Below are 23,689 nucleotides of genomic sequence, written 5' to 3'. Positions count from 1 at the left end.
CTGCGTTCACGGCGAAACGCTTCGCGAAGCAGGGCGCCCGTCCCGCGAAGAGCCAGGCCGGGAAGGGCGCCACGCCGCGGAGGACCGCGCGGGGACTACTTGCCCGCGAAGACGTTCATCACGTCCTTGAGCAGCTTGATGGACTCGTCGTGCGGACGCTGGAAGGCGTTGCGGCCCATGATGGAGCCGAAGCCGCCGCCCTGGTGGATCTGCTTGATGTCCTCCATGAGGGCGGACGTCTCCTTCGCCTCGCCGCCGGAGAAGATGACGATGCGCTTGCCGTTGAACGCGGAGCGCACCACCTCGCGCACGCGGTCCGCGAGCGTCTTGGTGGGGATGTTCGCCTTCTCGAAGGCCTTCTTCGCCTCCGCCTGCTCCAGGTGATCCGAGGGCGGCTTCACCTTGATGACGTGCGCGCCCAACTGCGCGGAGATCTGCGCCGCGTACGCCACCACGTCGATGGCCGTCTCACCCTCCTTGGACAGCGCGCCGCGCGGGTAGGCCCAGAGCACCGTGGGCAGGCCATAGGACTTGGCCTCCGCGATGATGTCGCGCAGGTCCTCGTACTGCTCGTTGCGGGCCGCGGAGCCCGGGTAGATGGTGTAGCCCACCGCCGCGCAGCCCAGGCGCACCGCGTCCTTCACGGACGACGTCACCGCGGACATGGGCGCGGCCGTCTTGGCCAGCGTGTCGGAGTTGTTCACCTTCAGGATGAGGGGAATCTCACCGGCCAGCTTGCCCGCGACGGCCTCCAGGAAGCCCAGCGGTGCCGCGTACGCGTTGCAGCCGGACTCGATGGCGAGCTGCGCGTGGTAGTCCGGATCATACCCCGCGGGGTTGGGACCGAAGGAGCGCGCGGGGCCGTGCTCGAAGCCCTGATCCACCGGCAGGATGACCATCTTGCCCGTGCCGGCGAGCGTGCCGTGGTTCAGCAGGCGCGCCAGGTTCGTCAGCGTGCCGGGGTTGTCGGAGGGATACCAGGAGAGGATCTGCTTGACGCGGTCGGTGTAGGCCATGGGGTTTTCCTTGAAGGAAGGCGTCGAAACCGGCGCGGGATTCTGCGTTCCCTGCCCGCGCCCACAAAGCATTGTCTGAACGGAATGTCGCCGACTGTCACGCCCTCTACGCGCGAGCCGACTGGAGGGAAGCCGACATCCGGCCCCCCGGCAAGGTGCACAGAAATGCTGCACCGTCGCGGGCTTCCGGATATGCCCGGCCGCACACGAGGCGGACCACAGCATGGGCAGAGAAGTCGGCAAGGTCGTCGCAGTGGCAATGATGCTCACCGGTGGCGTGGCGGGCGCGCAGATCTCGCCCACGACGGCCCCCTCGAATGCCCCGGGAACAGGGGCGCCGGGGACCGCGTCTCCCTCGCCCGGCAACCTGTCTCCGGGCACCGTGCCCACCCCCTCGCCCGGCACCACCCCGGCCCCCGGCCCCACCGGCACCGGCTCGTCCGCCGCCAACCCCACCCCCGGCACGCGCGCGCCGCTGCCCGGCCCCGCGGCGGTGAACCCCGCCCCGGCCGCCGAGCCGGGCAACGCCGCCCAGGGCGCCACCGCCGGCACGCCCAAGCCCGCCGCCGCCACCCCGGGCGCGACGGAGCTGGGCACGTCTCCCATCTCCCCCGGCTCGGGCGACGGCGCGCGCGGCGACCTCACCCCGGGCATTCCCCGGGGCCCTCCGGAGGAGGCCCGGGCCCATGGCGCCCCCGAGGGCGCGAAGGCCCCCAAGGGGCCCATCACCCTGGCCCAGTTGGTGGCGCGGGCGCGCTCGCAGGACGCGCGCGTGGCGGAGGCCACCGCGGAGCTGCGCAAGTTCCAGGCGCTCTATGATCAGGCCCGCTGGGCCTGGTTCCCCCGGTTCGAGATCACCCTGGGCGCGGGCGGCCCCGTCCCCGAGGCCCGCAACAACGGACTGGGCGGCCCGCCCACCACGGAGGCGTCGCTGGAGGGCGACTGGAACTTCGGCAAGGTGGGCGTCACGGTGTTCTCCACCGGCAACGCGGTGCTGCCGCTGTACACCTTCGGCAAGCTCTCCGCGCTGGAGAAGGCGGGCGAGCAGGGCCCCAAGGTGGGCGCGGCGCTGCGCGAGCGCGTGCGCGCGGAGGCCGGCTTCCAGGCCGCCCAGGCGTACTACGGCTACCAGTTGGCCCGCGCGGGCCTGAAGCAGTTGGAGGACGTGTCCAAGCGCCTCAAGGACGCGGGCGACAAGATCGACGCGCTCCTCAAGGAGGACTCGGATCAGGTGTCCAAGCTGGACACGTACAAGCTGGGGTACTTCCGTCAGCTCGTGGAGTCGCAGCGCGCCACCGCCATCCAGGGCGAGCAGTTCGCGCTCACCGCCATCCGGCTGCTCGCCAGCGTGGGCCCGGACGAGCAGGTGGAGGTGATGGAGGAGGACCTGCCGCTCCAGGGCGACGTGAACGTGCCCGACCTGGAGACGGCGCTGAAGCAGGCCAACGAGCGGCGCCCGGAGCTGAAGGCCATCGCCGCGGGCATCATCGCGCGCGAGCAGGAGGTCATCATTCGCGAGCGCAGCTACTACCCGGACCTGGGGCTCGCGGGTTACTACGACGTGCGCTGGACGAGCAGCGCCACGCGCCAGCGCAGCCCCTTCGCGTACGACCCCTTCAACGACCGCACCGCGGGCCTGGGCCTGGTCATCCGGGGCACCTTCGACATCCCCATCAAGGACGCGCAACTGGAGCAGGCCCGCGCGGAGCTGGACAAGATGCACGCGCAGGAACAGACGCTCAAGGCCGGCATCCGGCTGGAGGTGACCCAGGCGCAGAGCCAGCTCGTCGCGGCCTACGCGCGGGCGAAGTCCTTCACGGAGGCGGAGAAGAACGCGAAGCGCTGGGCCACCGCCGCCTACGCCGCCTTCGACCTGGGCACCGGCGACACGCGGGAGCTGGTGGACGCCTTCACCGCGCTGGCCCAGGCCTCCGCCGAGCGCGGCAAGAGCTGGCACGACGTGCGCGTCGGATTCGCGTCACTCGCCCGCGTCACCGGTGCCGTCCCCGGGGCGGATGAATAACCCTTTCAGGCTGCCAGTCCTCACAGGTGTCGTCACACCTGAACTTCAACCCGGAGCTTCATCCCTATGATTGCTTCCCTGCTTGCCGCCACGCTGCTCGCCGCCGCCCCCGTGAGCCCGCTCAACGTGGTGAAGAACGGCAACGCCGCCGTGCAGAAGGCGGCCAACGCCCCTGGCGCCACCGTGCAGTCCCTGGCGAACGTCGTGGAGTCCTTCGTGGACTTCCAGGAGCTCGCCAAGCGCGCCCTGGGTGAGAAGGCCTGGGCCGGCCTCACCGCCGCCCAGCGCAAGGAGTTCACCGACACCATGACGGGCCTGCTGCGCGCCTCGTACGCCCAGAAGGCCATCGGCCAGGCGAAGGCGGACGTGAAGTACGGCAAGGAGAGCGTGCAGGGGAACGAGGCCACGGTCGACACCGAGCTCACCGTGAAGACGGACCAGGTGCCCGTGAACTACCGCCTCTACAAGGCCACGCCCAAGTCCGACTGGCGCATCTACGACGTCATCACCGACGAGGTGTCCCTGGTGGACACCTACAGCGGCCAGTTCAAGAAGATCCTCTCCACCAAGGGCTTTGACGGCCTGCTGACGACGCTCAAGTCCAAGCGCGCCCAGTTGGAGAAGGAGAACGCCAACACCAGCGCGGCCTCCGTGAAGGAGTCCGCCGCCGGTGGCTCGGGCGCCGCGCCGCAGGCGAAGTAGGGCAGGGCGCTAACAGCTTCGCGGTGTTTCCCTCCGCCCGGGTGCCTTGAAGCGCCCGGGCGGAAGTGTTTCCGGAGGACGTCAGACGGGCCGCTGGTACACGCGGTACGTCTTGGAGCGCTTGCCGCCCATGGACTCGATGGCGCGGTTGACCAGGTGGTTGTCCTCCAGCGTCCAGGAAATCTCGCCGCCCGTGTACCCCAGCTCCTTCGCGGTGCGCAGGGTGTCCAGGTAGAGGATGGCGTCCAGGCCGCGGCGCCGGTAGCCCTCCTTGATGCCCAGCGTCAGCAGGCGCAGCCGCTTGAGCTTGCGCGACGCCAGCACCAGCTTCACCAGGCCAATGGGCAGGCCGAAGGTGGTGAGCCGCCCGTTGGCCGCCTTGAACGCCGCGTTGGCGTCCGGCAGCGTCATGGAGAAGGCGACGGGCTCGCCCTTCACCTCCGCGATGAGCAGCAGCTCCGGCCGCACGATGGCCTTCATCTCCTTGGCCATGTGGTCGAACTCGCGGTCGGTGAAGGGGATGAAGCCCCAGTTCTTCTCCCAGGCCGCGTTGTAGATCTCCTTGATGCGCGCGACCTCCGCGGGGAAGTCCTTCAGGTTCACCGCGCGCACGGTGACGCCCTCACGCTGGCGGATCTTCTCCGCGATGCGCGCCACCTTCTCCGGCGGCGGCGTGGAGGACGACAGCTCCCACGCCCACAGGTCCTTCGCCTTGGTGAAGCCGCACGTCTCCAGGAGCCCCGCGTAGTACGCCGGGTTGTAGGGCATCATCAGCGCGGGAGGGCTCTCATGGCCCTCCACGAGCAGGCCCCAGTCCTGGTTGGAGGAGAAGTTGGCCGGCCCCAGCACGGTGTCGATGCCGCGCGCCTTCAGCCACGCGCTGGCCGCGTCCAGCAGGCCCCGCGCCACGCCCGCGTCGTTCACGCACTCGAAGAGGCCGAAGAAGCCCTCCTTCGTGCCGTGGAACTCCATGTGGCGCGGGTTCTTGATGGCCGCCACCCGGCCCACCACGTCCTGGCCGCGGCGCGCGAGGAACAGCTCCACCTCCGCGTAGTCGAAGAAGGGGTTCTTCTTCGGGTCCAGGAAGTCGCGGCGCTCCATCTCCAGCGGCGGCACCCAGTTGGGGTCGTCGCGGTAGAGCGAGTACGGCAGCCGGATGAACGCCGTCCGGTCCGCCGCGCCGCGCACAGGGGTCACCTGCACGTCGGAGGGCATGGAGGGAGGGGAGGACGCTTCGTGCGGGGCGGGGTGGGCCATGGGTGGGGCTCAGTTCCTCTCGGCCGGGTTGCCGTCGGAACCGTCGCTGCCGTTGCGCATGAAGAGCTGCGCGCCCTTCTCCAGCAGCACACCGCCCAGCTCGCTGCGCTTCTCCCACAGCTTCTTGGGCGCGCCGCCCAGCCGCCGCAGGTCCTCCGGCTGCAGGTTCGCCGCGCGCCAGGTGAGCTGCTCCACCGCGTCGAAGAACTTCCCGGCCATCTCCCGCGACGACATCCGCGACAACTGGTCCAGGCTGAAGCCCTTGTCCGCGAGCAGGCCCGCGCTGCCCGCCGCCCACGTCTCGCTCGCCTTGTTGCTGCGCACCGCGCTGCCCGGCCGGGCGATCTTCACCGGCTCGTACACCGTGGGGCGCGTCTCCGGGATGACGTTGAGCTTGCGGCCGATCTTCTCGAAGGTGTCCAGCACCTGATCCAACTGCGCGTCCGTGTGCGTGGCCATGTAGCTGGTGCGGATGAGCGCGTGGCCCGCCTCCACCGCAGGCGGAATCACGGGGTTGGCGAACACGCCCGCCTCGTGCAGCGCGCGCCAGAAGCGGAAGCACTTCACCTGGTCGCCGATGTGCACCGGCACCACCGGCGTCACCGACACGCCCGTGTCGAAGCCCATGGCGCGGAAGCCGTTGTGCATCTTCTCCGCGATGTCCAGCAGGCGCTCGCGGCGCTGCGGCTCCGCCTCGATGATCTCCGTGGCCTTGAGCGCCGCCGCGATGGACGCGGGCGTCATGGACGCGGAGAAGATGACCGAGCGCGCCTTGTGGCGGATGTAGTTGATGACCTCGAAGGGGCCCGCGAGCACGCCGCCCAGCGACGCGAAGCTCTTGGAGAACGTGCCCATCACCAGGTCCACGTCCTTCTCCAGCCCGAAGTACTCCGACGTGCCCCGGCCCAGCTCGCCCAGCACGCCCATGGCGTGCGCGTCATCCGTCATCACGCGGGCGTTGTACTGCTTGGACAGCTCCACGATGCGGGGCAGGTTGCAGACGTCGCCCTCCATGGAGAACACGCCGTCCGTGACGATGATCTTCCCGGCGCCCGGCTCCGCCGCCGCGAGCAACTGCTCCAGGTGATCCATGTCGTTGTGGCGGAACTTGCGCTCGGTCGCGAACGACAGGCGCACGCCGTCCACCAGCGACGCGTGGTTCGCGCGGTCGCTGAACACGATGTCGTGCCGGCCCAGGATGGACGCCAGCGCCAGGTTCGTCTGGAACCCGGTGGAGATGACGATGGCCGCCTCGCGGTTGAGGAACTTCGCCAGCCGCGCCTCCAGCTCCTCATGCAGCGCCAGCGTGCCGTTGAGCAGGCGCGAACCGGAGCAGGTGGTGCCGAACTTCTCAGTCGCCTTGATGGCCGCTTCCTTCACGCGCGGATCCGCCGACAGGCCCAGGTAGTTGTTCGAGCCCACCATGATGACCCGCCGCCCCTCGATCTCCACCTCCGTGGCGCCGTGCGACGCCTCGATGGCCCGGAAGTACGGGTACAGTCCCGTGGCCTTGGCGATGCGGTAGTCCTTCCAGGTACGGCACTTGTCGAACACGTCGCTCATGGTGGTCTTTCTTACGCGTCGGAGGGTGTGGATCCGAGCCGCTTTCCATGTGCAGGGCACGTTCCAGGTTCGGATTGCCCGGCCGCGCGAACACCCAGGGGGACGACGCGAGGGGGTCAATAAAGAGGGAAATCCGCACTGTCAAGGCGGGGACGGCTCCATCTCACCCGGTGTGGGGCATCCGTGTCAGGGCGCGCCTTGACAGTCATGCCGCAATGGTGGCACGCCGCGCCCCCGGACCTGCGTCCGCCAGTGGATGCTTCAGCGCCAATGGCGCACACGGGTTCACACGGGGAATGGGTTCCGAGCGGCCGTCTGTTCCGGGGGCCTGGATCATGGCCGGCTTATTGCTTCGTCGGCTGGCATCAGAGGAGCGGACGGTGTCTCAAGCGCGACGGCGGCGGTGGTTCGAGGGCTTCATCCAGGCAGCGATGTCGCGCCCCTGGCAGGTGCTGCTCGCGGCCGCCCTGGTGACGGCCGCCGCGGGCTTCTTCGCCTCGCGCCTGGAGTTCCGCGGGTCGTTCGTGGAGCTGCTCCCGGAGGGCGCCCCGGAGGTCCGGGATCTGACACGCGTGTCAGAGAAGGCGGGCGGAGACGGCTACCTGGTCATCATGGCCAGGGGGGCGGCCCCGGAGGCCCTGAAGGCCTACGCCACGGAGTTCCAGAAGCGCCTGGAGGCCCTGCCCACGGTCCGCTACGTCGAGCACCACTATGACGTGGCCTTCTTCCGCCGCCACGGCCTGCTTCTGCTGCCCACGGCGGAGGTCGCCTCGCTGCGCCAGGACCTGGAGGCCCGCGTCCAGTACGAGAAGGAGCGCGCCAGCCCCCTCTTCGTGGACCTGGGCGCGGACGTGGCGCCGCCCACCTTCGAGGAGATCGCCCGGAAGCACACCCCGGACACGGCGCTGCCGGAGACGCTGGCGAACAAGGAGGGCACCGAGGTCTACCTGATGATCAAGCCGTCGGGGACGGCGGGGGACCTGGAGTTCGCGCGGAACTTCGTGGCCACGGTGTTCGACACCGGCCGGAAGCTGGCGGCGGAGCAGTACCCGGGCGTGACGCTGGAGGCGACGGGCAACTTCCAGAACCGCATCGAGGAGGACGCGGTGATGCGCCGCGACCTGTCCAACGCGGGCCTGTTGTCCGCGCTCATCGCCGTGGGGCTCATCCTGCTGGCCACCCGGCGCATCTCCGCGCTGGCGGTGGTGGGCGTGCCGGTGATGGTGGGGCTGGTGCTGACGTTCGCGTTCGCGCAGGGCGCCATCGGCCACCTCAACATCGTGACGGGCTTCCTCGTCGCCATCCTCATCGGCCTGGGCATCGAGTACGGCGTCCACCTGGCCATGCGCTACTGGGAGGAGCGCGAGCGGCACGGCGTGAAGGAGGCGCTCACGGCGGCGGTGCGCGGCACCTTCAGCGGGGCGCTCACGTCCGCCTTCACCAACGCGGCGGCGTTCTTCGTGCTGGTGCTGGCGCAGTTCCACGCCTTCCAGCAGTTCGGCCTGCTCGCGGGCGTGGGCGTGCTGATGGCGGTGCTGTCCGCGTACGCGCTGGGCCCGTCGCTGCTGGCCATCGCGGAGCGCATCCGCCCGTACCGCCGCGATGCGGCGTCCACCGCCCAGCCCGCCGCGCCCGTCGTGGAGCAGGCCCCGGCGAAGGAGTGGCGGCGCTGGCCCACGGGCGTCATCGTCGCGGTGGCGCTGTCGGTGGTGGGCTTCGCGGCGTACTCGGTGGGCATCGCGACCCGGCTGGGCTTCGAGACCAACCTGCGCAACCTGAAGGGGGACTCGCCGGCGTCGCGGCTGGACGACCACATCACGGAGCAGATCGGCTCGCCGCTCAACCCCGCCATCCTCGCCGTGGACACGCTGGAGCAGGTCCGCGAGGTGGAGGCCGTCATCGCCCAGGTGAAGGCGAGGAACGGCGCCGACTCCGTGTTCCTTCGCACCGCGTCGTTGAGCGACCTGGTGCCCTCCGACGTGGCGGGTCACGAGGCGGAGATGGGCGGCATCCGGACGCTGCTGGACGGGCTGCCGAGGTCCGCCCAGGAGGACCCGCGCGTGAAGGACCTGCGCCAGATGGTGGACGCGAAGCCCTACGGCCTGGAGGAGCTGCCGGTGGAGGCGCGCCGCCGCTTCGAGGCGCTGGACGGCAAGGGGATGTTCCTCCTGCTGTTCCCGTCCGTGTCCAACTACGACACGCAGGACCTGCACCGCTGGGCGGGGCAGTTGGATGAGGTGGTGGCCGGGGCGAAGGCGAAGGGCATCGACCTGGCGGTGCTGGACAGCAACCGCATCGCCGCGCGCATCTTCTCGCTGGTGCGCGGGGACGGGCCGTTCATCCTCTGGTCCGCGGCGGTGGTGGTGTTCCTGGTCATCCTCGCCAGCCTGCGCAGCCTCAAGCGCGCGCTGCTGGTGGCGGGCCCGCTCTTCCTGGGCATGACGTGCCTGGCGGGCGGGATGTACCTCTTCGACGTCCAGCTCAACTTCATCAACGCGGTGGTGCTGCCCAACCTGCTGGCCATCGCGGTGGACAACTCGGTGCACCTGTTCCACCGGTACGAGGAGGAGGGCCCCGGGTCGCTGGGCCGGGTGGTGCGCAACACCGGCTTCGCGGCGGTGGTGGCCACCCTGTCCAACGCGGCGGGCTACGGAGCGCTCCTCGTGGCCAACCATCAGGGCTTGCGCAGCATCGGACAGATTGCGCTGCTGGGGGTCGTGAGCACCTTCCTGGGAACGACGGTGTTCTTCCCGGCCATGCTGGCGCTGTTGGAGCGGTGGAAGGGGCGGCGGTCCGCGGTGGCGCCGGAGTCGGGCGCGGTGGTGCGGAGCCTCAATCTCGGGGGGGCCGGCGAGCTGCCGGCCGAGTCGCCGGGGGAGCGCAAATCGGCGTGAGCATCTGGTCATTCAGCGAAGGCCGCGTGCGGCCCGTCGTGACGTCGTCCGGCGAAGCGCTCGTGCGCTTCCGGCAGGTGGACCTCGTCCTCATGGTGGCCTGCTCGGTGGCCGCCCTGGTGTGCGTGGGCCCGGCCCGCTGGGCGCCGCACTCCGGCCGCAACGCGCTCCTCTTCCTCTTCTTCGCGCTGGGCCTGCCGGCCATGCGCATGCTGGAGGCGCGCTTCCCGCGCTACCACCTCATCACCATCGTGGCGGACTTCTGGCTCCTTCCGGTGTCGGCGCTGGCCCACGGGTGGCTGGGGCCCATCGTGGACTGGGTGAACCCGGTGCTGAAGGACGCGCAGCTCGTCGCGGTGGATCAGAAGCTGTTCGGCTTCCAGGCCGCGGTGGCGCTGGCGCACGTGGTGCCGCCCTGGGCCAACGACGTGCTGATGCTCTGCTACTACGGGCACTTCCTCTGGCCGCTGCTGCTGGGCGTCTACCTGTACGCCCGGGGCAGGGGGGCCACGCCCGGCTTCGACGAGTACCTGCTGGGGCTGGGCCTGCTGCTGGGCTTCAACTACGCGGCGTACTCGCTGGTGCCCGCGGTGGGGCCCCGGTACTTCCTCATCGGCGCGTTCGACAGTCCGGCCACCCAGGGGTGGATCCTCACGCCGCTTCTGGAGTCCATGATGCGCACGCCGGTGTACACCCGGGACTGCTTCCCGTCCGGGCACACCGGGGTGATGCTGGTGGTGCTCTTCTACGCGTTCCGGTTCGCCCGGCGCTTCTTCTGGGTGATGCTCCTGCCGGGCATGGGGCTCATCTTCGCCACCCTGGCGGGGCGGTTCCACTACGCCATCGACCTCATCTGCGCGGTCCCCCTGGTGCTGGTGGTGACGGGGCTGGCGCTGGCCCTGTCCCGGTCCGCCCGGCAGCGCGCGGTGGAACAGGGCGCGCGTTCCGTGCCCGCGGACGCTATCGTCCGGCCCTGAACCGCCAGCCGGTCGCCCCGGGGTTCGGGGTGGACGTGCGCTGGCCTCCAGAGGCCTGACCCATGTCCCGCCGGCCCGTGCTCGCGCAACGCGTCTCCCGCTTCGGCACCACCGTCTTCTCCGAGTTCAGCGCGCTGGCCCTGAAGCACCAGGCCGTGAACCTGGGGCAGGGCTTCCCGGACTTCGACGGGCCGGACGCCGTCAAGGAGGCCGCGTGGAAGGCCATCCAGGGCGGCGTCAACCAGTACGCCCCCGGCATGGGCGCCAAGGACCTGCGCAACGCCATCGCGGAGCACGCGCAGCGCTTCCACGGCCACGCCGTGGACCCGGACACCATGGTCACCGTCACCAGCGGCGCGACGGAGGCCATCCTCGACGTCATCCTCGGCCTGGTGGACCCGGGCGACGAGGTGGTCGCCTTCGAGCCGTTCTACGACTCGTACGACGCCAACATCGCCTTCGTGGGCGCCACGCCGCGCTACGTGCCGCTGCGCCCGCCGGACGCGGAGCACGCCACCTGGTGGTTCGACCGGGACGAGGTGCGCGCCGCCTTCGGCCCCAAGACGCGGCTGCTCATCCTCAACTCGCCGCACAACCCCACGGGCAAGGTCTTCACGCGCGAGGAACTGGACTTCCTGGGCAACCTCTGCGCCGAATACGACGTGAAGGTGCTGGCGGATGAGGTGTACGAGCACATCGTCTTCGCCCCCGCGAAGCACCTCCGCGCGGCGACGGTGCCGGTGCTCGCGGACCGCACGGTGACGGTGAGCAGCGCGGGCAAGTCCTTCAGCCTGACGGGGTGGAAGATCGGCTGGATCATCGCGCCGCCGCCGCTCCGGGACGCGGTGCAGCGCGCGCACCAGTTCGTCACCTTCGCCACCGCGTCGCCGTTCCAGGCGGCCATGGCCGTGGCGCTGCGGCTGCCGGACAGCTACTTCCAGGAGCTGACGGCGCTCTACACCGCCAAGCGGGAGCGGCTGCTCACGGGCCTGCGCGAGGCGGGGCTCCAGGCCTTCTCCCCGGAGGGCAGCTACTTCATCCTCGCGGACATCCGCGGCTACGGCTTCGAGGACGACGTCGCGTTCTGCCGGCACCTGGTGACGGAGGTGGGCGTCGCGGGCATCCCGCCCAGCGTCTTCTACGGCCCGGAGCACCGGCACCTGGGCCAGCGCTTCGCGCGCTTCGCCTTCTGCAAGACGGAGGGCGTGCTGGACGAAGCCGTGCGCCGCCTGCGCGAGAAGCTGCCCGCCCTCGAGCGCTGAGGCGCGCACGGCCGTGGGCGACTTCTTCGGGGAGCTGTACCTGCGCAGCACGCTGCCGTTCCTCTCCGAGGCGGTGACGGCCCGGGAAGGGGAGTACCTGTCCCGGGCGTTCGCGGACGTGGAGGGCCCGGTGGTGGACCTGGGCTGCGGCCACGGCCGGCACGCGGCGCGGCTCAACGCGGCGGGCGCGCTCGCGGGCAGGGTGGTGGGCCTGGAGCTGGATCCGCTTTCCTTACGCCTGCGCCGCCCCGGCTTTCCCGCCGTGCGGGGTGACCTGCGGGCGCTGCCCTTCCAGGACGCGACCCTGGGGGGCGCCTACGCCTGGTATTCGACACTCTTCGCCTTCAGCGACGCGGAGCACGTCCAGGTGCTGCGCCAGGTGGCGCGGGCGCTCAAGCCCGGCGGACGGCTGGTGTTCCAGACGGTGCCCTACGAGCGGCTGGCCGGAAGTCCGGGCGCGTCGTTCCGCGAGCGGTTACCGGATGGGAGTCTCCTGGAGGAGGAGAGCCGCTTCGACGCGACGCGTGGAAGGGATGTCGGGCAGCGTCAGCTCACCTTGCCTGACGGTCGCGTCCTGCGAGCGGCGTACACGCTTCGTTACTATCCTCTTGCGGAACTGAAGGGGCTGTTGGAAAGCACGGGCTTTTCGGTGGAGTGGGTGCACGGCGGTCTGGATGGCGCGCCGGTGACACCCGAGTCGACCGACCTCATCGTGGGAGCCGGGCGCCGGTGACGGCGCCCGGGACACGTCCAGTGGATCCGAAAGAGACATCGCGAACGCGGGTCGGCCTGCTGGGGCAACTGCCCCGCCGGGTCGACGTGTACGAGGTCGGCCCCCGCGACGGCCTGCAGAACGAGCTGCGCACGCTGCCCACCCGCGACAAGGCGCGCCTCATCAACGCCCTGGTCGCCGCGGGGGAGAAGCGCATCGAGGTGACGTCGTTCGTGTCACCCAAGTGGATCCCCCAGTTGGCGGACGCGGAGGAGCTGCTCAAGCTGGTGGGCCGCCGCCCCGGGGTCGTCTTCTCCGCGCTGGTGCCCAACCTGAAGGGCCTGGAGCGCGCGCAGGCGGCGGGCCTGGAGGAGGCCGCGGTGTTCATCTCCGCGTCGGAGGCCCACTCCAAGAAGAACATCAACAAGACCATCGCGGAGGCGCTGGCCGGCGCGAAGGAGGTGACGGCCGCCGCCCGCAAGGCCGGCATGCGCGTGCGAGGCTACCTGTCCACCGTGTGGGGCTGCCCCTACGAGGGCCACGTCCCGGTGGAGCGCGTGGTGGATATCTGCCGTCAGTTGGTGGACGCGGGCATCTACCAGTTGAGCCTGGGCGACACGATCGGCGTGGGCACGCCCCGGCAGACGGAGGAAATCCTCGCGGCGCTGCTCCAGCACATGCCGGTGGACACCCTGGCGCTGCACCTGCACGACACGCGCGGCACCGCGCTGGCCAACGCGCTCGTCGGCCTGTCCGCGGGCGTCACCACGTTCGACGCGAGCATCGGCGGGCTGGGCGGCTGTCCCTACGCGCCGGGCGCCGCGGGCAACCTGGCCTCCGAGGACGCCGTCTTCATGTTCCACGGCATGGGCGTGGACACCGGCATCGACCTGGACAAGCTGGTGGAGGCCGGGGAGATCGCCCAGGAGCTCATCGGCCGGAAGCTCGCGGGCAAGTACCTCCAGGCCGCGCTCGGCGAGCGGGACAAGAAGGCCACCCGCCGCGCGCAGACCTGAGCTTCAGTGGTCACCGAGGAGGGCCGGGAGCTTCTCCTCCAGGCCCAGGTGCTGGGCGGCGATCTGCAGCATCCGCCGCTCCTTGCGGTCGATGCGGCCGTCCACCAGCGCCATCTCCACGATGTGGCGCAGGAACACCTCCGCCTCCGGGCTGCCGCGCGGCACCAGGCGCTCGAAGAGCTGCGGCCCGGCGTTGAGGGCCATCTCCACGTTGGCCCACGACACGCTCCAGCGCTCCGCGCACAGCTTGAGCAGGCGGCGCTCGGCGTTGGAGACCTCACCGTCCGCGGCGGCGATGGACGCCATCATGTAGAGCAGCCGCTCGCGCTCCTTCACGTCCGTCACCACGCGGTCGCCGTCGCCGTCGCCCACGGCATGGCCGCCCACGTCCACGGGCGGGGGCGCCACGGTGCCGCGCTCGGCGCGGCGGGCCTCCTGGTAGCGGGCCACGTTCCGGGACGTGCGCTGCGCGTGGTGGACGTTCCAGGACTCGAAGGGGAGGGCGGACGCGAGCACCCAGTCGCGCTCGCCGTTGCCCAGCACCGTGCCGCAGAACTCGCAGGTGTTGGCCGCGCTGTTGGTGGTGGGCGCGTTGCACTGCGGGCAGCGGTCCGTGGACATACCGGTGTCCGTGTTCGTCTTCGCGCCGTGGCGGCGCAGGAGCGTGAAGACCCAGCGCTGCGGCACCGTGGGCAGGCTGGGGGGCCGCTCGTTCGCCGGGCCCACGCCCATGCGGGCGCTCCAGCGGATCTCCACCTGCGCCTCGTCGAAGGACTCCGGGTGCACCTCCAGCGCGCGCACGTCCACCGCGCCCACGGCGCACTCCAGGAAGACGCGGCGGCGGCCCTGCTTCGCCAACTGGCCCAGCTCCGCGTCCAGCTTCGTGAGGGCGTCCGCGTTGGCGACCTTGGACAGGCGCTGCGGCTCGTTGCGGCTCTGCGCGTCGATCCACTTCCAGAACAGGAGCGACGCGCGGTCCTCCAGCATCTCCAGGTTGAGCGCCGGGTCCGCCTCGCGCGCCTGCATCAGGCCGTCCACCTGCTTGTGGTGGCGCACGTGCTCCACGCCCTGCGTGATCTCAGACAGCGTCCAGTCGTAGTTGCCGGAGTTCACCACCGCGTCGCAGAACTCGCAGGTGTTGGACGCGCCGCCCTTGTACGGCGCGCCGCAGTTGGGGCACTTGCCCTGGAACAGGTCCTCGCCGATGCGCGTCTGCGCGCCCGGCTTGCGCACGAAGGTCCACACCTCCGTGAACACCTCCGGGGCCACCTTGCTCGCCGCGGCCATGGCCTGCGCGTCCGTCTGGTTCGCGGGCACGTCCGTGTCGCGGATGCTGGCGCGCACGCGCACGTGGATGCTGTCGTACCACTGCGTCTGGTGCAGGCCGATGAGCTGCACGTCCAGCACCTTCATGTCCGCCAGCGCGTCGCGCACGCCCTGCGCCTGCATCAGCGCCAACTGCACGTTGAAGCGCTGCCACGTCGCGTCCGACAGGAAGGGGCGCACCGGCGTCATGTCCCGGCGGAACCACGACTTCTGCAGATCGAGGAAGAGCCAGCGCACCTTCTCCAGCGTGGGCTCCAATTCGAAGGACGGGTCCTTGAGCTTCAGCGCGTTCACCCAGCCCTGCACGTCGCGGCCGGACACCTCCGTGCGCGCCTCCGCCTCACGCTGATCCAACGCGCGCCGGGTGGTGGCGTCCGGGTGCAGGTTGCGCTTGTAGAGCCACCAGGCTCCGCCGGCGATGATCAGCAGCGGGACGGTCACCTTCGGGTAGAGGAAGAGCAGGCGGATCAGATCGAAGATCAGCCAGAGGGGCAGGCCGTCGCCTCCGCCACCGCCGTTGCCGCGGTCCCGGCCGGACGTGTAGTGCTCGCCTCCACCGCCGCGTGCCAGGGCCACGAGCGGCAGGGCGAGCACGAGCAGGGCGGACACGGTGAGCAGGCCGGGCAGCCACCGCCACGGGCGTTTCGTCGTTGAGCACGAAGGCATGGGCAGGATCCTATCCGTTTACGGCTTGCCAGTCGGGTGAACAGGTTTCAGGCTGCGCGCCATTCACGCGGGCCGCCCACCGCGGCCCGTCACCGGGAGCGAAGATGCCGGAGTTCAAGGTCGAGGCCCGAGGGGCCATCGAGATCTGGACCATCGACGGGGAGAGCCGCCGCAACGCCATCAGCCGCGCGATGCACCAGGAACTGGACGCGCTCGTGTCCCGCGTGTCCTCCGGCCGCGCCGTGCGCGCCGTCATCCTCACCGGCGCGGGCGACAAGGCCTTCTGCGCGGGCGCGGACCTCAAGGAGCGCACCACCATGTCGGAGGACGAGGTGCGCGCCTTCCTCAACGGCCTGCGCGTCACCCTGCGCTCCATCGAGAAGAGCGACTGCGTCTTCATCGCCGCCATCAACGGCGCGGCCTTCGGCGGCGGCACGGAGCTGGCCCTGGCGTGCGACCTGCGCGTCGCCTCGCCCGCCACGGAGATGGGCCTCACGGAGGTGAAGCTGGGCATCATCCCCGGCGGCGGCGGCACCCAGCGGCTCGCGCGGCTCATCGGCCCCGGGCGCGCCAAGGACCTCATCCTCACCGCCCGGCGCGTGAACGCGGCGGAGGCCTTCACCATCGGCCTGGTCAACCGGCTGGCCCCGGAAGGGCACCTGCTGGAGGTCGCCTTCCAGCTCGCGGAGGCCGTGGTGGAGAACGCCCCCGTCGCCGTGGCCACCGCCAAGCATGCCATCGACGAGGGCACCGGCCTGGAGCTGGAGGACGCGCTGGCGCTGGAGCTCAAGAAGTACGAGGAGGTGCTCAAGACGGAGGACCGGCTGGAAGGGCTCCGCGCCTTCGCGGAGAAGCGTCCCCCTGTCTATAAAGGCCGCTGAGCCTCCCGAAAGCGACAGGGGCGGCAGGCCCGCGGTTGCCCGCGGGCCGTGCTGCCCCTGCTTGCGTCACGACTTCAGCCGGGCATCAGGCGCTCGCGGTCTTCTCCCCGCCGATGTTCACGCCCTGCTTGTTGATGTAGCCCATCGCCTTGTCCTTGACGGTGGTGCGCAGCTCCGTGCCGCGGCTGGGGGCCAGCAGCAGGGCCACCACGCTGCCCGCGGCGGCGCCCAGCAGGAACGCCCCCAGGCCGCCCAGGCCCGCGCGCGCCGGCTTGTACGTCGTCAATCCCACATAGCGCAGCGCGTCGTCCGGGTCGAAGCGGTCCCAGGACTTCCGGGCCACCTTGCCGGCCTTGTCCGCGTACTCGGGGAGCTGGTCGAGCAACTGGTGGGCCAGGAACTGACGGTACAGCTTGCTCTTGGCCAAAGCCTTCGCCTGCCACGTCGCCTTCTTCGCTCTGAACATGGGTCCCTCCTGGGCCGGATGCGGTTCACGGGGTGGTTCGTGGCCCGCCTGGGTGCACACCCCCCGTGCGACATGAAGGTAGGCAGGGAAGCCCCATGCGACACCCCCCGAAGCGCTCCGCCGTGGCCCCATGCGTCGTCCGCTGGACGGCACGGCTGGCGGCTGGCGCGGCAAGAAGGCAGCCAGGCCAGGGGTTTCTTGGTATGGGACGGCGGCCATGTCCTCAGATCAGAAACTGCTCGAGAAGCTCTCCCAGGTGGAGAAGGGCGGCGCGCCCAAGTACCACGCGAAGAACGCGGAGACGGGCAAGCTCTTCGCGCGCGAGCGCATCCGGTTGCTCGTGGACGCGGACTCCTTCGTGGAGGACGGCAAGCTCGCCAACAACCTGGACCCGGAGCTGCCCTCCGACGGCGTCGTCACCGGCGTCGCGCGCATTGATGGCCGCGCGGTGGCCATCATGGCCAACGACTCCACGGTGAAGGCGGGCAGTTGGGGCGCGCGCACGGTGGAGAAGATCCTCCGCATCCAGGAGACGGCGAAGGCGCTGCGCTGCCCGCTGCTCTACCTGGTGGACAGCGCGGGCGCGCGCATCACGGACCAGGTGGAGATGTTCCCCGGCCGCCGAGGCGCGGGCCGCATCTTCTACAACGAGGTTCACCTGTCGGGCTTCGTCCCGCAGATCTGCCTGCTCTTCGGCCCGTCCGCCGCGGGCGGCGCGTACATCCCCGCGTTCTGCGACCTGGTCATCATGGTGGAGGGCAACGCCTCCATGTACCTGGGCAGCCCCCGCATGGCGGAGATGGTCATCGGCGAGAAGGTCACCCTGGAGGAGATGGGCGGCGCGAAGATGCACTGCTCCGTGTCCGGCGTGGGGGACGTGCTGGTGAAGACCGAACAGGAGGCCATCGCCGCGGCGAAGCGGTACCTGGCCTTCTTCCCGGAGAACTTCTCCAAGGCCCCGCCCCAGGTGGAGGTGAAGGCGCCCAAGCACAGCGGCAAGCGCGTGGATGAGATCGTCCCGCCGGATCAGAACAAGCCGTTCGACATGCACGCCCTCATCGCGGAGCTCATCGACGAGGGAAGCTGGTTCGAGGTGAAGAAGCTCTTCGCGCAGGAGCTGATCACCGGCCTGGCGCGCATTGGCGGCCGCCCGGTGGGCATCGTCGCGAACCAGCCCAAGTACAAGGGCGGCGTGCTGTTCGTGGACAGCGCGGACAAGGCGGCCCGGTTCATCTGGCTGTGTGACGCGTTCAACATCCCGCTGCTCTACCTGGCGGACGTGCCGGGCTTCATGATCGGCACCAAGGTGGAGCGCGCGGGCATCATCCGCGCGGGCGCGAAGATGATCTCCGCGGTGTCGGAGGCCAGCGTGCCGCGCATCTGCGTGGTGGTGCGCAAGGCGTACGGCGCCGGCCTCTACGCCATGAGCGGACCCGGGTTCGCCCCGGAGGCCACCCTGGCGCTGCCCCAGGCGATGATCGCCGTGATGGGCCCGGAGGCGGCGGTGAACGCCGTCTACTTCAACAAGATTCAAGAGCTGCCGGAGGCCGAGCGGCCGGCCTTCGTCCAGAAGCTTCGCGACGAGTACAAGCAGGACGTGGACATCTTCAAGCTGGCCAGCGAGCTCATCATCGACGCCGTGGTCCCCGGCGACTCCCTGCGCGGGGAATTGATGCAGCGTTATTCACTGTATGCGGACCGGTTCCAGCCCCGTGCGGAGAAGAAGCACGGTGTCCACCCGGTCTGAAGTTCCCCACCCGTCATTCACGCTCTAGATTCCGCACCTGACCATGGACTTCGAACTTCCTGAAAGCCACCGCGCCCTGCAGGCCTCCCTCCGTGAATTCTGCGAACGCCGCGTGAAGCCATACGCGCGCGAGTGGGACAAGGACGAGAAGTTCCCCATGGAGGTGGTGAAGGAGCTGGGGCAGTTGGGCGTGCTGGGCATGCTCGTCTCCGAGGAGTACGGCGGAGCGGCCATGGACTCGCTCGCCGTGGCGGTGGCCGTGGAGGAGATCGCCCGCTACGACGGCTCGCTCGCGCTCACGGTGGCCAGCCACAACGGCCTGGGCACCAGCCACGTGCGCGTCTTCGGCAACAAGGCGCAGCACCAGCGCTACCTGCCCAAGCTCGCCTCCGGTGAGTGGCTGGGCGCGTGGGGCCTCACCGAGCCGGGATCCGGCTCGGACGCGTCCGGCATGCGCACCACCGCCGTGAGGAAGGGCAACAAGTGGGTGATCAACGGCGCGAAGATGTTCATCACCCAGGGCACGGTGGGTGACGTGTTCGTGGTGCTTGCGCTCACGTCGCCGGAGAAGCGCCAGAAGGGCATCACCGCCTTCGTGCTGGAGAAGGGCATCCCCGGCTTCAGCCAGCGCTCCATCCACGGCAAGCTGGGCATGCGCTCGTCGGACACGGCCGAGCTCATCCTGGAGAACGTGGAGGTCGGTGACGACGCCATCGTGGGCGAGGTCGACCGCGGCTTCATCGACACGCTGAAGATCCTGGACAAGGGCCGCATCACCATCGGCGCGCTGTCGGTGGGCCTCCTGCGCGGCGCGCTGGAGGAGTCGGTGGCGTACTCCAAGGACCGAACCGCGTTCGGCCAGCCCATCGGCGAGTTCCAGGGCCTGCGCTGGATGATGGCGGACATGAAGACGGAGCTGGAGGCGGCGCGGCTGCTGGTGTACCGGGCGGCGCGGCTCGCGGACGCGGGGCAGCCGTACTCGGAGGAGGCCTCCATGGCGAAGCTCTTCGCGTCGGAGGCGGCCATGCGCGGCTGCAACAAGGCCGTGCAGATCCACGGCGGCTACGGCTACACGCGCGAGTTCCCCGTGGAGCGCTACCTGCGCGACGCCAAGCTCTGTGAGATTGGCGAGGGCACGAGCGAGATCCAGCGCACCATCATCGCCCGCGAGACCTTCAAAGGGGCCTGATGGATACCGCTCGGCTGCGTGAGCTGGGGCTCCAGGTCCGTGAGGAGCCGTCCGGCGTCGAAGTGGTGTTGGACCTGGAGGCCGCGTCCCTGGTGAACCCCATCACCAGGGACTTCATCACCGACATCACCTTCCAGGTGATGGGGGACCGGCTCATCCCCATCGCGCCGCCCGCCGTGGTGGGCATGACGCCCATCCTCCTGTCCGCCATCGACGCGGCGGAGGAGATGCAAGCGCTGCTGCTGGACACCTTCAGCGACCACGTCTTCCACCTGCAGCGCCGCTCGGAGGAGCTGCAGTTGCTGGGCCTGCCCGCGGACGTGGATCCGCAGTCGCTGGAGCTGTCCACGAACGTGCGGGAGGGGCAGCTCGCGGTGAAGCTGGTGGCGGACCGGATGGGCAACTTCCGCATCGCCCAGGCCATCCGTGGCCGGGAGGAGCTGGCCACCGCCGCCGGGCACGTCATCGAGCTGTCCGAGTTCCGCGAGAAGGCCGCGCTGACGGGCTACCTGGGCGCGCTGCTCGGGGAGCCCGTGCCGCGCGCGCCGCAGGTGGCGGCCGGCGCGGAGCCGGTGCGCTTCGTGGAGATCGTGGAGAAGTTCGGACCGCAGTCGCTGGTGCCGCCGCGCAGCAGCCTGGAGCTGCTGGCGCAGTTGCAGGTGGAGGGCAAGGCCTTCCGCTTCGCCGCCGCGCGCATCGCCGGGCGCACCTTCCGGGGCCTCTTGGCGGGCACCCAGGGCAAGGTGTGGGCGGGCCGCTTCGAACTGGATGAGTTCCCCGGCGTCGTGCAACTGGTGGCGGACCTGCTGAAGGTCGCGCCGGAGGCCGTGCGACTCGTGGGCCCGGACGCACCCCAGGAGTGAGCCGCGTGGAGAAGATGACCCTGGCCGAACGGGTGCAGGCCCTGGAGGCACGCCTGGGCGTGCAGTTCTCCAAGCGAGACCTGGCCCTGGAGGCGCTGACGCACAAGACGTACGTCAACGAGAACCGCGACCAGAACCTCAAGGACAACCAGCGCCTGGAGTTCCTGGGCGACGCCGTGGTGGACCTGGCCGTGAGCCACCGGCTGATGGACCGCTGCCCCGGCGTCCCCGAGGGCGAGCTCACCAAGATGCGCGCCCGCGTCGTCCACGAGGAGGGCCTGGCCCGCGTGGCCCGGAGCCTGCGCCTGGGCGAGCTGCTCCTTCTGGGCCGGGGCGAGTCCCAGTCCGGAGGCCGCGACAAGAACTCGCTGCTCGCGGACGCGCTGGAGGCGGTGCTGGGCGCGGTGTACCTGAGCGGCGGCCTGGAGCCGGCGCTGGCCCTGGTGGACCGCGTCTTCGGGGAGCTGGTGGAGGAGGTGGCCTCCGGCGCGGGCCGCCTGGACTACAAGACGCTCCTCCAGGAGCTGGCCCACGAGAAGCTCAAGCTGTCGCCGCGCTACCGCGTGGTGTCGGAGACGGGCCCGGAGCACGCCAAGGTGTTCGAGGTGGAGGTGTGCATCGGGGAGGCCGTGTACGCCCGGGCCACCGGCCGGAACAAGAAGGAGGCCGAGCAGGCAGCCGCGCGCACCACGCTGGAGCGCCTGAAGGCGGAGGCGGCTGTCGTGGCATCCCCGGCTGTCGTGGCGCCCGTCCCGGGAGGTCCTTCCCCGGACGACCCTCCGGCGTGAAAGCCCTTGGAGCGGGAGGGGGGTGGGGGGTAGGGTCCGCGCTTTCCTGCCCAGGAGGCTGTCCCGTATGCACCGTCTTCTCGGTATCACCGTGGCGCTGGCCGCCGTCGCGGCGTTGGCCGCCGAGCCCGCCGCGGGGCCCTGGACGAAGAAGGTCCAGGCCGGAAAGGACCTCTACGCGACCCTGAAGACGAGCCAGGGCGTCATCACCGTGAAGCTCTTCTCCAAGGACGCGCCCAACACGGTGGCGAACTTCGTGGGGCTGGCCACGGGGGAGAAGACCTGGACGGATCCGAAGACGGGCGAGCCCGTGAAGGGCAAGCCGCTCTACGCCGGCACCGTCTTCCACCGCGTCATCCCGGGCTTCATGATCCAGGGCGGCGACCCCACCGGCACCGGCCGGGGCGACCCGGGCTACCGCTTCGCGGACGAGTTCCAGAGCGGCCGCAGCTTCGACAAGCCGGGCATCCTGGCCATGGCCAACGCGGGCCCCAACACCAACGGCAGCCAGTTCTTCATCACCACCGGCACGCCCGTGCACCTCACCGGCCGCCACACCATCTTCGGCGAGGTCGTCACCGGCTACGACGTGGTGGAGAAGATCGGCAACGTGCCGCGCAGCGCGCAGGACCGCCCGCAGACGCCCGTGGTCCTGGAGACGATGACGCTGAGTGAAAAGGCGCCCAGGAAGCCGTCCGCGCCCAAGCCCGCCGCCCCCAAGAGCCCCCCGCAATGAGCTTCATGGAACAGGCCCGCGCGGGCACGGAGTTGTTCGGCACCTTCCAGACCACGGAGGGGCGCATCGTCGTGCGCCTGTTCTCCAAGGAGTCGCCCAAGACGGTGGAGAACTTCGTGGGGCTGGCCACGGGGGAGAAGCCGTGGACGGACCCCATCACGTTCCAGCCCCAGCACGGCCGCCCGCTCTACGACGGGACGCTCTTCTTCCGCTGCATCAAGGACTTCATGATCCAGGGCGGGGACCCGACCAGCCGGGGCAACAACGGCCCGGGCTTCCGTTTCGAGGATGAGTTCCAGGGTGGCCGGCGTTTCGACAAGAAGGGCGTGCTGGCCATGGGCAACACCGGCCCCAACACCAACGGCAGTCAGTTCTTCATCACCGCGGCGCCGCAGCCCCACCTGGACAACCGGTACACCATCTTCGGCGAGGTGGTGGAGGGGCAGGACGTGGTGGACCGCATCGCCAACGAGCTTCCCAAGGATTCAAACGACCGTCCCCGCCGGGACGTGCGCATCCAGACGTTGACCATCTCCACGGCGCGGCCGTCTTAAGGCAGTCCGCCGCCGCCGTACCCTGGCAGTTCCCCCGGGGCCTTCCCGTCGCAGTCGGAAGGCCCACCGATCACCTCCGGAAGTATGGCCTCCCAGTCCCAGAAGAAGACCCCTCGCGCTGGCTTCGCCGCGCTCATCGGCCGGCCCAACGTGGGCAAGAGCACGCTGCTCAACGTCCTCACGGGCGAGAAGATCGCCATCGTCTCGCCGAAGCCCCAGACGACCCGCAACCGCATCCTGGGCGTGGTGACGCGCCCGGAAGGGCAGGTGGCGTTCATCGACACTCCCGGCATCCACCAGGCCAAGGGAGAGCTCAACCGCTACATGGTGGAGGCCGCCCTCTCCGCGGCCGAGGAGGTGGACCTGGTCCTCTTCCTCATCGAGCCGCCCCAGGGCGAGACGCTGGACGTGACGCCGGGCAACCGCGCCATCCTCGAGCGGCTGCAGAAGGTGGGCAAGCCCACCTTCCTGGTCATCAACAAGATCGACTCCATCCCCAAGTCGAAGCTGCTGCCGCTGATCGCGCTCTACGGCCAGGAGTTCCCCTTCGCGGAGGTGGTGCCCATCTCCGCGCGGGAGAAGGACGGCGTGGAGCACCTGTTCCAGGTCGTGCTGGGCCACCTGCCGGAGGGCGAGCCCCTCTTCTCGGAGGACATGCTCACGGATCAGCAGGAGCGCGTGCTGGTGGCGGAGTACATCCGCGAGCAGGTGCTGCGGCACTGCCGCCAGGAGATCCCGTACTCCACCGCGGTGCTGGTGGACGTGTTCGACGAGTCCGAGCGCGAGCCGCGCCCGGGTACGCCCCCCGGCCAGTTGGGCGGCCTCATCCGCATCGCGGCGTCCATCTACGTGGAGCGCGACAGCCAGAAGGCCATCCTGATTGGCAAGCAGGGGCAGATGCTGAAGCTCATCGGCACGGACGCGCGCAAGTCCGTGCAGCGCCTGCTGGGCGCGCACGTGTACCTGGACCTGCGCGTGCGCGTGGAGGCCCGCTGGAGCGAGCGCGCCGCGGGCCTGAGGAAGCTGGGTTACGAGTGATGTCGCCGCTGAA

Annotated in this window: 20 protein-coding genes; 15 read left to right on the top strand and 5 right to left on the bottom strand. The window is 70.1% G+C overall.

The window, feature by feature from the left end; all coding sequences use genetic code 11:
* Positions 1-95: 95 nt before the first annotated feature.
* Positions 96-1,016, bottom strand: coding sequence for a class I fructose-bisphosphate aldolase (locus K8612_RS20440; RefSeq protein WP_223738340.1), 921 nt, complete (start codon positions 1,014-1,016; stop codon positions 96-98).
* Positions 1,017-1,239: 223 nt separating this feature from the next.
* Here K8612_RS20440 and K8612_RS20435 point away from each other — a divergent pair, with 223 nt between their 5' ends.
* Both K8612_RS20435 and K8612_RS20430 read left to right on the top strand, forming a co-directional pair.
* A complete protein-coding gene (locus K8612_RS20435; RefSeq protein WP_223763515.1) occupies positions 1,240-3,039 on the top strand; it encodes a TolC family protein in 1,800 nt (599 codons plus the stop codon).
* Between the two features lie 66 nt (positions 3,040-3,105).
* Entirely contained in the window at positions 3,106-3,741 is a 636-nt protein-coding gene (locus tag K8612_RS20430) for a phospholipid-binding protein MlaC (RefSeq protein ID WP_223738342.1), read from the top strand.
* Positions 3,742-3,822: 81 nt separating this feature from the next.
* On the opposite strand, the gene K8612_RS20425 is transcribed toward K8612_RS20430, so the two are convergent.
* Both K8612_RS20425 and K8612_RS20420 read right to left on the bottom strand, forming a co-directional pair.
* On the bottom strand, positions 3,823-4,998 hold the full coding sequence (locus K8612_RS20425; protein WP_223738343.1) for an N-acetyltransferase: 1,176 nt from the start codon (positions 4,996-4,998) through the stop codon (positions 3,823-3,825).
* A gap of 9 nt (positions 4,999-5,007) precedes the next feature.
* Positions 5,008-6,561: an aminotransferase class I/II-fold pyridoxal phosphate-dependent enzyme gene (locus tag K8612_RS20420; RefSeq protein ID WP_223763514.1), complete on the bottom strand. Its 1,554-nt coding sequence runs from the start codon at positions 6,559-6,561 to the stop codon at positions 5,008-5,010.
* Between the two features lie 431 nt (positions 6,562-6,992).
* Here K8612_RS20420 and K8612_RS20415 point away from each other — a divergent pair, with 431 nt between their 5' ends.
* From K8612_RS20415 to K8612_RS20395, 5 genes are all read left to right on the top strand, one after another.
* Positions 6,993-9,455: an RND family transporter gene (locus tag K8612_RS20415; protein ID WP_223763604.1), complete on the top strand. Its 2,463-nt coding sequence runs from the start codon at positions 6,993-6,995 to the stop codon at positions 9,453-9,455.
* A complete protein-coding gene (locus tag K8612_RS20410) occupies positions 9,452-10,432 on the top strand; it encodes a phosphatase PAP2 family protein (RefSeq protein WP_223763513.1) in 981 nt (326 codons plus the stop codon). Before K8612_RS20415 ends, K8612_RS20410 begins: the two co-directional genes overlap by 4 nt.
* Before the next feature lie 62 nt (positions 10,433-10,494).
* Positions 10,495-11,694, top strand: a complete 1,200-nt coding sequence (locus K8612_RS20405; RefSeq protein WP_223763512.1) for an aminotransferase class I/II-fold pyridoxal phosphate-dependent enzyme — start codon at positions 10,495-10,497, stop codon at positions 11,692-11,694.
* 13 nt (positions 11,695-11,707) lie between these two features.
* A complete protein-coding gene (locus tag K8612_RS20400; protein WP_223763511.1) occupies positions 11,708-12,427 on the top strand; it encodes a class I SAM-dependent methyltransferase in 720 nt (239 codons plus the stop codon).
* A gap of 20 nt (positions 12,428-12,447) precedes the next feature.
* Positions 12,448-13,422 (top strand): hydroxymethylglutaryl-CoA lyase, encoded by a 975-nt coding sequence (locus K8612_RS20395; protein WP_223738347.1) that lies wholly within the window; start codon positions 12,448-12,450, stop codon positions 13,420-13,422.
* A gap of 3 nt (positions 13,423-13,425) precedes the next feature.
* Here K8612_RS20395 and K8612_RS20390 read toward each other — a convergent pair whose 3' ends face one another.
* Entirely contained in the window at positions 13,426-15,414 is a 1,989-nt protein-coding gene (locus K8612_RS20390; RefSeq protein ID WP_223763510.1) for a TIM44-like domain-containing protein, read from the bottom strand.
* Between the two features lie 104 nt (positions 15,415-15,518).
* Between K8612_RS20390 and K8612_RS20385 the strand changes: the two genes are divergently transcribed.
* Complete coding sequence (locus tag K8612_RS20385) at positions 15,519-16,295, top strand: enoyl-CoA hydratase-related protein (RefSeq protein ID WP_223738349.1); 777 nt, start codon at positions 15,519-15,521, stop codon at positions 16,293-16,295.
* Positions 16,296-16,380: 85 nt separating this feature from the next.
* On the opposite strand, the gene K8612_RS20380 is transcribed toward K8612_RS20385, so the two are convergent.
* Entirely contained in the window at positions 16,381-16,761 is a 381-nt protein-coding gene (locus K8612_RS20380; RefSeq protein WP_223763509.1) for a YtxH domain-containing protein, read from the bottom strand.
* 217 nt (positions 16,762-16,978) lie between these two features.
* Here K8612_RS20380 and K8612_RS20375 point away from each other — a divergent pair, with 217 nt between their 5' ends.
* The 7 genes from K8612_RS20375 (at position 16,979) to era (ending at position 23,676) form a co-directional block, all read left to right on the top strand.
* Positions 16,979-18,508, top strand: coding sequence for an acyl-CoA carboxylase subunit beta (locus K8612_RS20375; protein ID WP_223738351.1), 1,530 nt, complete (start codon positions 16,979-16,981; stop codon positions 18,506-18,508).
* Between the two features lie 43 nt (positions 18,509-18,551).
* Positions 18,552-19,697 carry an acyl-CoA dehydrogenase family protein gene (locus K8612_RS20370; protein ID WP_223763508.1) on the top strand — a complete coding sequence of 382 codons (1,146 nt, stop codon included), beginning with the start codon at positions 18,552-18,554 and terminating at the stop codon, positions 19,695-19,697.
* Positions 19,697-20,560 carry a hypothetical protein gene (locus K8612_RS20365; RefSeq protein WP_223738353.1) on the top strand — a complete coding sequence of 288 codons (864 nt, stop codon included), beginning with the start codon at positions 19,697-19,699 and terminating at the stop codon, positions 20,558-20,560. Before K8612_RS20370 ends, K8612_RS20365 begins: the two co-directional genes overlap by 1 nt.
* A gap of 14 nt (positions 20,561-20,574) precedes the next feature.
* Positions 20,575-21,348: a ribonuclease III gene (rnc, locus tag K8612_RS20360; RefSeq protein ID WP_223738397.1), complete on the top strand. Its 774-nt coding sequence runs from the start codon at positions 20,575-20,577 to the stop codon at positions 21,346-21,348.
* Positions 21,349-21,415: 67 nt separating this feature from the next.
* The gene (locus tag K8612_RS20355) at positions 21,416-22,084 is read left to right on the top strand and encodes a peptidylprolyl isomerase (RefSeq protein WP_223763507.1); all 669 of its coding nucleotides are present in this window, start codon (positions 21,416-21,418) and stop codon (positions 22,082-22,084) included.
* Positions 22,081-22,638: a peptidylprolyl isomerase gene (locus K8612_RS20350; RefSeq protein WP_223738355.1), complete on the top strand. Its 558-nt coding sequence runs from the start codon at positions 22,081-22,083 to the stop codon at positions 22,636-22,638. Before K8612_RS20355 ends, K8612_RS20350 begins: the two co-directional genes overlap by 4 nt.
* An 84-nt stretch (positions 22,639-22,722) precedes the next feature.
* The gene (era, locus tag K8612_RS20345) at positions 22,723-23,676 is read left to right on the top strand and encodes a GTPase Era (protein ID WP_223763506.1); all 954 of its coding nucleotides are present in this window, start codon (positions 22,723-22,725) and stop codon (positions 23,674-23,676) included.
* Positions 23,677-23,689: the final 13 nt, after the last annotated feature.

Source organism: Corallococcus sp. AS-1-6 (assembly GCF_020037015.1).
Classification (GTDB): Bacteria; Myxococcota; Myxococcia; order Myxococcales; family Myxococcaceae; genus Corallococcus.
The sequence above is the reverse complement of the archived record's forward strand: the minus strand, read 5'-3'. Positions and strand labels throughout refer to the sequence as shown.